We start from the raw sequence: 12,108 nt of genomic DNA, 5'->3' as shown, positions 1-12,108 counted from the left end.
ACTTCTTTTTTATAACTCTAACAATGTTTTTACGGGATCTTTTCCAAACAACAGCAGTTCAGGGTTTTCCAATAATTCTTTTATCCTCACTAAAAAACTTACGCTTTCCCGGCCATCAATTACGCGATGATCGTAGCTTAAGGCCAAATACATCATGGGGCGTATTTCAACCTTTCCATCAATAGCCATGGGCCGCTCCTGAATTTTATGCATACCCAGAATGGCACTTTGGGGAATATTGATGATGGGTGTACTCATTAAGCTGCCAAATACACCACCGTTGGTAATGGTAAATGTGCCACCCTGTAATTCTTCTGCAGTTAATTTGCTATCACGTGCCTTACCTGCCAATTCAACTACTTTTTTCTCAATTTCAGCCATACTCAGGCTTTCAACATTCCTGATAACCGGTACTGTTAATCCGCGTGGTGTACTTACTGCAATGCTAATATCGGCATAATCGTGATACACCAATTCATCGCCATCAATAAAAGCATTTACGGCAGGCCATTCACTTAACGCAATGGCACAGGCTTTGGCAAAAAAGCTCATAAATCCAAGGTTTACACCGTGGTTTTCTTTGAACTTATCTTTGTATTGTTTACGCACATCCATAATACGGCTCATATCTACTTCATTAAAAGTAGTTAGCATAGCCGTTGTATTTTTCGCTTCAACCAATCGGCGACTAATGGTTTTACGCAGGTTACTCATTTTTTCTTTTCGCACCACACGTGAAAATAATTCTGCACCCGCAAATGCTTTTTTGCCGGGGTTGGATAAAGCTTCCAATACATCATTTTTAACAATTTTGCCTCCAAAACCGGAAGGTTTAATATGGGTTGGATTCATATTTTTATCGGCAATGATTGCGCTGGCAACGGGAGTAGCCTTTACGTTATTCGGAATAGCTGTTACCGGTAACTGCGCCGGTGCAGCAGGGGCTTTCGGTGTTTCTGTGCTCACTGATTCTTTTTTCTCAGTTTCAGCAATGGCAGCAGGCTTTTCAGCTGTTTCATCTATTTGTGCCAATACTGCACCAATTAAAATGGTATCGCCTTCATTGGCCAGAGTTTTTAAAATGCCGGCTTTTTCTGCATTTACTTCAAAGGTTGCTTTTTCGCTTTCTAATTCAGCAATCACCTCATCGCGTTCAACATAAGCGCCATCTTTTTTCAGCCATTTCAGTAAAGTTACTTCACTGATTGATTCTCCAACGGTAGGTACTTTAATATCTATCATAAAATATACTTAATATGTTTTTGTTATCAGCTTTATCACCATGTGCAGCATCTGTTGCGTCGCACACTTGTACAATTGTAATCCTGTGCATCAAATAGCAAATGCAGTATCAATAATTTCCGCCTGTTCCTGTGTATGAATTTTTGAATAACCCGTAGCAGTAGCTGCACTGGCATGCCTGCTGATAATTCCAAAATTCAATTGTGTTAAATTCATTTTCAAAAATGAAGCTGCACCCATGTTGAGGGGTTCTTCCTGTACCCAAAACCATGTTGCTTTGCCGTATTTTTTATACAAAGCCTCTAATTGCCGGTGTGGCAATGGATATATCTGCTCTAACCGAATAATGGCAATATGTGTTGCATTGTCTTTTTTCTGCCGTTCAGCCAGTTCAAAATACAATTTACCTGAACAAAATAAAACTTTCTTAACGCTATCGGGTTGTGACACTAATGTGTCGTCAATTACTTCTTTAAAGCCTCCTGCTGTAAATTCAGAAATATGAGAATACGTTCCGGGATAACGCAAATAAGCTTTGGGTGAAAAATTTATCAACGGCTTTCTAAATGGGAATGCAATTTGCCTGCGTAATAGATGGAAAAAATTAGCAGCCGATGTAACGTTGGTAATAATCATATTTAATTCGGCACACATTTGTAAAAACCGTTCCATTCTGGCACTGCTGTGTTCGGGGCCCTGCCCTTCATATCCATGTGGCAGTAACATCACCAACCCATTCATTCTATTCCATTTTTGTTCGCCACCGGCTATAAACTGATCAATCATGGTTTGTGCACCGTTGCTAAAATCTCCAAACTGTGCTTCCCATATTACCAATGCATCCGGATTCGCCAATGCATAACCGTATTCAAAGCCCAGTACACCATATTCACTTAATAAAGAATTGTAAATGCGGAATTTTTCCTGATGCGCTTGTAAATGTTTTAATCGGTTATAGCCCCGGTTGGTTTCTTCATCCCTAAGAACGGCATGTCGGTGCGAAAAGGTGCCCCGCTTCACATCCTGCCCACTCATCCGCACAATTTTATTTTCTACAATAATACTTGCATAGGCCAATAATTCGGCTGTAGCCCAGTCAATTTTATCTTCGGTTTCTAATAATTTAATTTTTTCCTGTAATAGCTTTTCTATTTTTTTCAATGGCTTAAAATCATCAGGCCAAGTCATAATGCCTTTAAAAAGCCTGCGTACTTCTGCCTCGGGAATTCCTGTTTCAGGCGATTGTATAAAATCATCAGGTGTAGCCTTTCGTAAACTTTTCCAGGCCAATTCAGGTAATTGGTAGGTGTATGGTAATGGCTTTTGTTTTACTTCATCCAATCTTTCCTGTAAATCGTCCCAGAACTTTTTCTCCATTTCTTTGGCTAACTGCTGCGCATCGGGTTCACCGTGTTGCATTAGATATTGCACATACACTTCCCGCGGATTAGGATGCTGATCGATCAATTTGTACAATTGAGGCTGGGTGTATTTGGGGTCATCGCCTTCATTGTGTCCATGCCGGCGATAGCATACCATATCAATAAAAATATCGGAATTAAATTCTTGACGATACCGGGTGGCTATTTCAACACATTTTACCACGGCTTCGGCATCATCTCCATTCACATGCAATACCGGCGCCTGCACCATTGCTGCAACGGAGGTGGCATAATCGGCACTCCGAGCATCATCAAAATCGGTCGTAAACCCAATTTGGTTATTGATCACAAAATGAAGAGTGCCACCTGTATAATAACCTTTCAGGTTGCACATTTGCAATACTTCATAAATAATACCCTGCCCTGCTACTGAAGCATCGCCATGTATTAATATGGGTAAAATTTTGTCATAATTACTTTTATACAACACATCTGCTTTGGCTCTGGAAAAACCTACTACAACAGGGTCTACTGCCTCCAGATGGGATGGGTTGGGCATTAATTTTAAATGAATAGTTTTATCATCTAAGGTTTTTACCTCACTGCCAAAACCCAGGTGATATTTTACATCGCCACTGCCCATGGTTTGGTCTACTTTGGCGGTTCCTTCAAATTCGCTGAAAATTTGCTCATAGGTTTTACCCATAATATTGGCCAGTACATTCAGTCTGCCGCGATGGGCCATGCCAATTACCACTTCATGAACATCATGATTGGCGGCTGTATTGATGATGGCATCCAAAGCTGCAATGGTAGTTTCACCGCCTTCTAATGAAAATCGTTTTTGTCCAACATATTTGGTGTGTAAAAACTTTTCAAAAATTACACCCTGATTCAGTTTTTCAAGAATGCGTTGTTTTTTGGCCAATGGCAGCGGTTCAAAAAATTCTTTTTCAATGGCCTTGGTTAACCAGTCTACTTTTTTCTGATCGCTGATGTATTTAAATTCAATACCCACATGGTTGGCATAACACAACTGCAGGTGTTGTAAAATATTTCGTAAAGTAGATGCGCCTAAACCAATTAAATTTCCCACCTGAAAGGTTTGGTCTAAATCGGCATTGGATAAATGGTAATGCGCCAGTTCTAAATTAGCGCCTCTGTCTTTTCTTGGTCTGATAGGGTTGGTATTGGCAATGAGATGCCCTTTGTTTCTATAGCCCAGAATCATGCGGTACACATTCACTTCCTTCATCCAGTCAATATTACTGGGTAAGTTGGTGGTTACTGCAATTGCAGGTAACCCGGTTGAGTTACTAATGGCGAAATCAAATCCTTCAAAAAATTTTCTAAGGTCCGGATCTATATTGTCAGGGTTTTTTACAAATTCCTGATATAAACTTTCTATATATGCCGGATGCGAGTTGGTGATGTATGAAAAATCCTTCATTTTGTGCGAGATTGTGCTTGCAATTTAATGGTGTGCAAATATCGTACATTGCATTAAGAAATCAGCTGAATAAATGAATAGATTTACAGATAATTTAATAATACCCATTGCATTTTGGTGCAAAAAATTATTTTTTTGATTTAAATTTTTAATTTTCCCCGAATGCCCTTAACTTTGCCGTCCTTAAAAAAGGATACAATGGCAAATCATAAAGCTACAAAAAAAGATACCAGGCAAGCCGCCAAACGCAGAGAAAGAAATAAGTATTACGGTAAAACCACACGTAATGCCATCCGTGCTTTAAAAGCTACCAACGAAGAAGCTGATTATACAGGTAAATTATCCGATGTAATTTCAATGATTGATAAGTTAGCGAAAAGGGGAATTATCCATAAAAATAAAGCGGCTAATTTAAAAAGTAAGTTATCAAAGAAAAAAACAACGGCTACTGCATAGTATAGTACTCTTTGTCTTGTTTCTATATTTGATGTAAATATTTAAATAACATATATAGCCTCCTGATAAACAGGGGGCTATACTATTTAAGCTTTGGGCAGTACAATGGTAAACCGATTAATAGAATTGTTAACAGCAGTATACAACAAACTTCCCTGATGTAATTGTAAAATTCGCTGAACAATAGACAAACCTAGTCCATAACCTTTCACTTTTTGTACATTGGCACCTCTGAAAAATGGAACCATCATATTGTTACTTTCAGCCTCGGTTAATACAGTACCACTATTTTCAAATTGAATTTTCATTACTGATTTTTCCGGAACAATGGTTATCAGCACTTTTCTGTCATTTGAATAGTTGATTCCATTTTTTATTAGATTTATCATCGCCACTTTTAACAGTGCATCATTGCCCTGCACCATAATGTCTTCTTCATCATCCGGTAATGAAGAAAATTGAAAAAGCACTGTGTCATCCGGAATCATTTTTTGTACATTGGCCATGGTTTCATAAATCAGTTCATCTATTCTTATTTTGGGCCATTGGGTACTTTCGTTCATTTTCTCGTATTGTGATAACAAGAGCAAAGCATTGGTCAATTCAATAAGATTCAGCTCATCCTCTTTTAATGATTGCAATACCAGCACATATTCCTGCTCTGTTAATTTTTTATTTAGAGCCGATTCAGTTTGAGACAGCATGCTGGCCATGGGTGTACGCAGTTCATGTGATGCATGGTGTACAAAGCTTTTTTGGTTTTCGAAGGCTTTGTTCAGCCTGCTAAGCATTTCATTAAAATTTTGGGCAATTTGCCAAAGTTCATCATGTGTTTTTCGTTCAGGAAGGCGTTTGTTTAAATTTTGTTCTGTAGTATACTTCATTTGTGTACTTAGCAAACGCAGGGGTTTTAAAGTGCCATTTACGAAAAAGAATGAAAATAAAGCGGTAATCAGCAGTCCGCCTAAAAATACCATTGTTAAAATAATACGTAAATCGGCTAATTTATTCATACCTACCACATCAACCCCCGATGCAATGATATAATGGTGCGTTTGGGGTATGTACATGGCAACATACTGCCGTTGGTTATCTAAGTATCGATGTTCGCCTATTTTTTTGATGTGGTTTAAAAAGGCCGGTTTAATTGAATATGAAAGTGTATCAGGAATTTTATCGATAACTTTTCCGGTAGAATCAATAAGCAGCAAAGTTTCATCCCAAAGAATAGTTTCGTGCAGCATTTGCACATTTTTAGAGGAAATTTTATTTTTTGGAGTAGCTATTTTGGTTACAAAATCGTAGAATTCTAACCCTTCACTTTTCACCAGCTCATAAAAGTCGGCTTGTCGATAATTAAAGTAAAGTATGTAAATGGTAACGGATGAAATGAGTAAAACAATCGCTACAAAAATGGTAAAAAGTAGGGCAAAGCGAAGTCTTAAACTCATAAGGCAACCGGATTTTTATTTGATGTAATAACCAAATCCCGGCTTGGTATGAATCAGTTTATCATTAAAGGGCTTATCAATTTTGTTGCGAAGGAAACTAATATACACCTCTATTGTATTGGTTCCGGTATCAAAACTCAGATCCCACACTTTTTCCAGAATTTGTTGCTTGGAAATAACTTTTCCTCTGTTGCGTGCCAGCAAAGCCAATAAAGAAAATTCTTTGGCAGTTAATGGTATTTCAGTTCCGGCACGGGTAACCATTTTAGTAGAAAAATCTATGGTTAAATCGCCCACTTCAATATTTTCAAATACTTCTTCCGTAGTTTCAGCATGTTTCAGAGCAACTTTAATTCGGGCATTTAATTCATCAAAATGAAATGGTTTTACAATATAATCATCGGCGCCTAAGTTAAATGCATCCATCTTATCCTGAATTTCGCCTAATGCTGTTAACATAATGATGGGTACTTTGTTATTGGTTTCCCTAAATTGTTTGCAAAGGGCAAAACCGTTTTTGTAGGGCAGATTGATATCTAACAATATCAAGGCATAGTTATGTTCGGCAAAAAGCTTTTCGGCTACCAGGCCATCATAGGCCAAATCAACCCGATAATCGAGTCTTGTTAACTCTTCCTGAATAACCTGCCCCAACTTGGGTTCATCTTCTGCTAAAAGTATTCTGTAGTTTTTTTCCATTAGAATTGATGTATTAACACAGCAAAGTAATGAAAAAACTTTTCCACCACATCACAAATCATGCTTATTGTGTAATTTTTAGAGTATAATCCTGAAAATTTTCCTTTTTTACTTTCAAAACAGAAATAAAATTGGCTGGAAAATTGCGGTTGATAACTCAATGGATGCTGAAGTATGTTGACTTAAAAAAATTATTAAATTTGAAATAGGAAAAAAACTTGCGAAGGGGAAAGGTTGATAATCTTTATCAATCTTTCTCTTTCAAAAGAAAATTAATCAACTACCATATTATCTATCCTCAGGGTTGTATTAGGTACAATGGATACTTTTGTTAGCGGCTGTGTTTTGTCTCTTTAAATTTAAAAATGTTCTAATTGCATTTGCTGAGACTGAATTTGTCTTAAAAGGTTGTGAAGCAATGGCATTAATAAAGTGGTTTTCTTAAATTCTCCATGATATTCATAATAGTTACCTTTCAAATTATTTTTTTTAGGGATTGTGTAACCATGTGTAATACCAATTAATTTTCCTTTGTTATTAATAATTGGACCTCCAGAAAACCCATGATAAGTAAAGATGTTAACTTCAAAGCTATCTGTTGTAGCACCGTTATCGAATACTGTACCATTTGTTACAATCGGTATAGTAAAAATTGGACTTGTAAATAAGGCAAATTTTGTTGGTAACTCTTTTTGATTTTTTACTTTGGTAATTGATTCATTTGGGTATCCTATCGCAATAACTGGTTCTTGATTTTTAACATGAAAAAGCGTGTCAATATCTTTTATGTCTACTGGCTCGTAACCACTTATTTTTAAAAATTTGAATAGTCCATAAGAATAATATGACGAGTCAAGATTAACAACAGCCATATCATTCTCTTTTGAAGAAAATGTAAACAGCTTAGTATTATTTACAAATACTATCTCTGATGGACTACCGATTTCGCCTATAATAGTTCTGTGAGGTCTTAACTCAAAACTATTTAAGTCTATTGAATGAAGAGTGTCATTTTCGACAATATGTATTTCGTTGAAGCAACTGCCCTGTCCAATAGTTGTATCTTCAAATACATGCCTAGCTGAGAGTAGGAAATTATGTTTTTGATAGGTAAACCAAATCGCTGTACCACAACTGGCAGAAAGTATAATTTGATTTACATAATAAGAATGGTTATTAGAATCGATTTGTCCAATCGTTAAGAAGCTGTCAAGCAACAATAAATTATCTCTTTCTGTTTTTGTGTAGCAAAGCACATTTACTGTTGCTTTTGTCCATTTATTGATAATCGCTTCTTTTTCTCCAAATTTTTGAGCTTGGACAATTGTACTGATGGGTAAAAATGCAGCGATTAACAAATATCTCATGTAGGTTAATTGTAGAGGTTGGTTTGGACATAGCCGCTAACACGTTTATTTTCCATAGAATTGTATTTATATTAATTTTAATAAGTATGGTTGAAAATAATATTATTCTAGTTTTTTGATGTTTCCACTTCCAGCAATGTATTGTGACAGGGCAGCTTTTCCTGCATAATAAACAGTACCACTGCCTGCAATGGAAATATCGAGCTGGTTATCTGCAAATACGTGTACATTGCCGCTACCGGCTATTTTAATTTTTACATTTTCTGCTTTCAGGTTCGCACATTTCACATCTCCATTTCCTGCAATGGATATATTTTCATCTTTGGTTTCGCCATTTAAGCTAATATTTCCGGTCCCAGCAATTTTTGAAATTACTTTTGGTGTATTTACCGATAAATTAATATTACCGCTACCTGCAATTTCGGCATGCAATTCATTGCCGCCGCTAAATTTTCCAATACCGGTAATATTGCCGGAACCCGCTATATACACCCCTTCCAAATTTTCAACCTTTACTTTTATTTGAACTCTTTTCCTGGTATCAATACGATAATGATTTTTAACACATATTTCTAAAGTACCATCTCCATTTACACGGGTAGTAATATAAGGCAACACATTTTCATCGGCCTGAATGGTTAATCCAACGGGTAAATCCTGTGTAACGGTTACATTAAAATCGCCCATCGATTTAATGGTTTTTACGGATGGAATGGTACGCTGTTGGGTAGTCACAATTCCGTTTCCCGTAATTTTCTGATCGAACCAGAAATTGCAGGAAGAAAATAATACAAGGCTACCAATGATAACCGCCAATGATTTTAGATACATGTAATAGTAATAAAAGTTGAACAATATTTTTAAACCTAACCAATCGCAATAATTGTTTGCAATACTGCCGGAGCATTAAAGTAAAGTTAAATAACAGGGTAAACCAACAAAAAAAATAAAAACGGAGCTACAGCAGGAAGAAAGGAAAATAAACCAGATGAGTAACATTCAGTAATAAAACAGGTGTATGCCATTTTGAAAAACTCAATTTTAGGTTACCTTCGCCGAATGACAGAAAAGATCATCATTCTCGATTTTGGGAGCCAGTACACCCAACTCATAGCAAGGGCGGTAAGAGAAGCCAATGTTTATTGCGAAATTATACCCTATCACCAACCGTTTTCATTAACCGATGGTATTAAAGGTGTTATTTTAAGTGGTTCACCTTTTAGCGTGAACGATACAAATGCACCTATTGTACCTATTGCAAGCTATAATGAAGCCTTACCTGTTTTAGGAATTTGTTATGGTGCGCAATTAACTGCAAAAACGTATGGCGGCATTGTAAATAAAAGCAATAAAAGAGAATATGGACGGGCTACGTTATTATTACAAAAAAACGATGCGCTTTTCGAAAATGTACCCCCACAATCGCAGGTGTGGATGAGCCATAGCGACTCCATTCAACAACTACCCGGTAATTTTGAAATTTTAGCAACAACAGAAAGTATTCCGGTTGCAGCTTTTAAACACCACAGTACTTCACATAAAGGTTTGTATGGGCTGCAATTTCATCCGGAAGTATACCACTCTACAGAAGGGAAAACTATTATCAAGAATTTTTTGGTGAATATTTGTGGCTGCAGCCAAAACTGGACACCGGCCAATTTTATTTATGAAACAGTTGCAGCGCTGAAAGAAAAAATTGGTGATAAAAAAGTAATTATGGCCTTAAGTGGTGGTGTAGACAGTACTGTTGCTGCCACTTTAATCAGCAAAGCCATTGGAGCCAATTTATATTGCTTATTTGTTGACAATGGTGTATTAAGAAAAAATGAATATGAACAGGTGCTCGATACTTATCGCTTATTGCAACTTAACGTTAAAGGCATTGATGCCAAAGAACATTTTTATACCAAACTGGCAGGAAAAACGGATCCGGAAGAAAAAAGAAAAATTATCGGCAATACATTTATTGAAATATTTGATCGCGAAGCAAAGCATATGAACGATATCAGTATGCTTGGTCAGGGTACCATTTATCCTGACGTAATAGAAAGTGTAAGTGTGCATGGCCCATCGCAAACCATTAAATCCCATCATAACGTAGGTGGATTGCCGGATTACATGAAATTGGAATTGGTAGAGCCATTACGTTTTTTATTTAAAGATGAAGTAAGAAAAGTAGGTATTGAATTAGGTATACCAACTGAATTGATTAGCAGGCATCCTTTTCCCGGACCCGGTTTGGCCATCCGTATTTTAGGAGAAGTAACAGAAGAAAAAGTAAAATTATTACAGGAAACCGATGCTATTTTTATTGATTCACTTCGAACTGCCAATTTGTATCATAGTATTTGGCAGGCCGGTGCTATATTATTACCCGTAAAAAGTGTGGGTGTGATGGGTGATGAACGCACTTATGAATTTACGGTTGCATTGAGAGCAGTAACCAGTGTAGATGGAATGACGGCAGATTGGGCACATTTACCTTATGAGTTTTTAGCCAATGTTTCCAATGCAATCATTAATCAGGTAAAAGGAATTAACCGGGTGGTATACGATATTAGTAGCAAACCACCTGCTACCATTGAATGGGAATGATTTTTGTTTCATCAATACCAAGGTTTTGAACATTAAATTACTTTCATGAAATTAAAACTCCGATTGGCTTTAGTGAGTCTGCTGATGGTATTTACTACATGTTATGCACAGGTAATACCTATAAAAGTTGCCATCTTCTCACCATTATATATCGATTCTGCCTTCAATTGCAATACCTATCAGTTAGGTAATGCTAATTTGCCCAAACAAATACTACCGGGTTTAGAATTCTATAACGGCGCAATAGCGGCCATAGATTCTCTGCAAAAACAAGGTGTACAGGCTGTTGTATCTGTATATGATACCAAAAGCCAACGCCAACCTATAGATAGTATATTGAACAGTAATGATATACAGGATGTTAATTTTATCATTACTTCAAGTAATGACAGAGATGATTTAAAAAAATTAGCCAATTTTGCTCTATTACATCAAATTCCGCTAATATCAGCAACTTATCCAAACAACGCAGGTATTATCAACAATTCCTTCTTTATCATATTAAACTCTACGATACAAACACATTGCAGAGAAATTTACAAATACCTGCAACGCAATCATGCATTTGATAAAATTATATTATTTACACGAAAAGGGAGGCCCGCTGAAATTATTCAGTCCATATTTACCCAAATGAGTCATATTACGTATAGTATTCCATTAAAATATTTAACGGTACAATTACCCGACACATTTTCGGTTAAGCAGATTACACCTTATATGGATAGTACACGACAAAATATTTTAATTTGTGGTTCATTAAATGATGGTTTTGCATTACAATTAATTAAAGCAGCCAGCGATGCAAAAAATTATCCATCGCTGGTTGTAGGAATGCCCACCTGGGATGCCATGCCGGGCTTAGACCAACCCATGTTTAACAATGCCAGTATTGTATATACTACCCCATTTTACTGTAACCGAACTACTGCACTTTATAATAGTATTGCCGATAAATACAAACAACAACTAAACAGCTATCCCAGTGATATGATGCTGAAGGGCTATGAAACCGTTTTTCATTTCATTAAAGTTTGGCAACAATATGGTGCAGATGCCATCAATCATTTGTCCGACAACCACTTTACATTGTTTAATACGTTTAAAATTCAGCCAGTAAGAGATCAAAAAAACCTAGGAATTATCAACTATCAGGAAAATCAAAAGCTCTATTTTTTTAAAAAAATCGGAGGAGTGGTAAAGTCTGTTAACTAATTGCAGAAATTGGCTTACATTTCTGAGAGCAAACCTTTCACCATCTTAAAAAAGTAAGTTTTGGACAATACCAATCTTGCATCTGCCAATTAAGGCATTTAAATACAATATAACTACCTGGTGCATGTATCAACTTTCATGGCACTACAAATTGTTTTAATTTTTTCGGTATACTAATTAGTCGTTCCTCAAAAACGAATAGAACACAATGGGATCAATAGTTTATGAACAAATGCGGATAAAAAAGGTTG

9 protein-coding genes are annotated in these 12,108 nt (G+C 36.5%); 3 read left to right on the top strand and 6 right to left on the bottom strand.

What is annotated here, in order from left to right:
* Positions 1-9: 9 nt before the first annotated feature.
* The gene (gene odhB, locus JK139_RS09365) at positions 10-1,242 is read right to left on the bottom strand and encodes a 2-oxoglutarate dehydrogenase complex dihydrolipoyllysine-residue succinyltransferase (RefSeq protein ID WP_218331155.1); all 1,233 of its coding nucleotides are present in this window, start codon (positions 1,240-1,242) and stop codon (positions 10-12) included.
* A 90-nt stretch (positions 1,243-1,332) separates the two neighbouring features.
* Positions 1,333-4,074: a 2-oxoglutarate dehydrogenase E1 component gene (locus JK139_RS09360; protein WP_218331154.1), complete on the bottom strand. Its 2,742-nt coding sequence runs from the start codon at positions 4,072-4,074 to the stop codon at positions 1,333-1,335.
* A gap of 198 nt (positions 4,075-4,272) precedes the next feature.
* Here JK139_RS09360 and rpsT point away from each other — a divergent pair, with 198 nt between their 5' ends.
* Positions 4,273-4,530 carry a 30S ribosomal protein S20 gene (rpsT, locus tag JK139_RS09355; protein ID WP_218331153.1) on the top strand — a complete coding sequence of 86 codons (258 nt, stop codon included), beginning with the start codon at positions 4,273-4,275 and terminating at the stop codon, positions 4,528-4,530.
* Positions 4,531-4,616: 86 nt separating this feature from the next.
* On the opposite strand, the gene JK139_RS09350 is transcribed toward rpsT, so the two are convergent.
* The 4 genes from JK139_RS09350 to JK139_RS09335 form a co-directional block, all read right to left on the bottom strand.
* Entirely contained in the window at positions 4,617-5,981 is a 1,365-nt protein-coding gene (locus JK139_RS09350; protein WP_218331152.1) for a HAMP domain-containing sensor histidine kinase, read from the bottom strand.
* Between the two features lie 15 nt (positions 5,982-5,996).
* Complete coding sequence (locus tag JK139_RS09345; protein WP_068246664.1) at positions 5,997-6,680, bottom strand: response regulator transcription factor; 684 nt, start codon at positions 6,678-6,680, stop codon at positions 5,997-5,999.
* Between the two features lie 359 nt (positions 6,681-7,039).
* Positions 7,040-8,047, bottom strand: coding sequence for a S1 family peptidase (locus tag JK139_RS09340; RefSeq protein WP_218331151.1), 1,008 nt, complete (start codon positions 8,045-8,047; stop codon positions 7,040-7,042).
* A gap of 102 nt (positions 8,048-8,149) precedes the next feature.
* On the bottom strand, positions 8,150-8,878 hold the full coding sequence (locus JK139_RS09335) for a head GIN domain-containing protein (RefSeq protein WP_218331150.1): 729 nt from the start codon (positions 8,876-8,878) through the stop codon (positions 8,150-8,152).
* Between the two features lie 228 nt (positions 8,879-9,106).
* On the opposite strand from JK139_RS09335, the gene guaA reads away from it, so the two are divergent.
* Both guaA and JK139_RS09325 read left to right on the top strand, forming a co-directional pair.
* Entirely contained in the window at positions 9,107-10,642 is a 1,536-nt protein-coding gene (guaA, locus tag JK139_RS09330) for a glutamine-hydrolyzing GMP synthase (RefSeq protein ID WP_074419907.1), read from the top strand.
* Positions 10,643-10,687: 45 nt separating this feature from the next.
* Entirely contained in the window at positions 10,688-11,857 is a 1,170-nt protein-coding gene (locus JK139_RS09325) for a hypothetical protein (protein ID WP_218331149.1), read from the top strand.
* Positions 11,858-12,108: the final 251 nt, after the last annotated feature.

The sequence above is a fragment of the Hydrotalea lipotrueae genome (genome assembly GCF_019249625.1).
Taxonomy (GTDB): Bacteria; Bacteroidota; Bacteroidia; order Chitinophagales; family Chitinophagaceae; genus Hydrotalea; species Hydrotalea flava.
This window is presented reverse-complemented; position numbering and strand designations above follow the sequence as displayed.

Bases quoted from the DNA above. Each gene is read 5' to 3' on its own strand.
- odhB (WP_218331155.1), bottom strand. From the start codon at position 1,242: ATGATAGATATTAAAGTACCTACCGTTGGAGAATCAATCAGTGAAGTA.
- JK139_RS09360 (WP_218331154.1), bottom strand. From the start codon at position 4,074: ATGAAGGATTTTTCATACATCACCAACTCGCATCCGGCATATATAGAA.
- rpsT (WP_218331153.1), top strand. From the start codon at position 4,273: ATGGCAAATCATAAAGCTACAAAAAAAGATACCAGGCAAGCCGCCAAA.
- JK139_RS09350 (WP_218331152.1), bottom strand. From the start codon at position 5,981: ATGAGTTTAAGACTTCGCTTTGCCCTACTTTTTACCATTTTTGTAGCG.
- JK139_RS09345 (WP_068246664.1), bottom strand. From the start codon at position 6,680: ATGGAAAAAAACTACAGAATACTTTTAGCAGAAGATGAACCCAAGTTG.
- JK139_RS09340 (WP_218331151.1), bottom strand. From the start codon at position 8,047: ATGAGATATTTGTTAATCGCTGCATTTTTACCCATCAGTACAATTGTC.
- JK139_RS09335 (WP_218331150.1), bottom strand. From the start codon at position 8,878: ATGTATCTAAAATCATTGGCGGTTATCATTGGTAGCCTTGTATTATTT.
- guaA (WP_074419907.1), top strand. From the start codon at position 9,107: ATGACAGAAAAGATCATCATTCTCGATTTTGGGAGCCAGTACACCCAA.
- JK139_RS09325 (WP_218331149.1), top strand. From the start codon at position 10,688: ATGAAATTAAAACTCCGATTGGCTTTAGTGAGTCTGCTGATGGTATTT.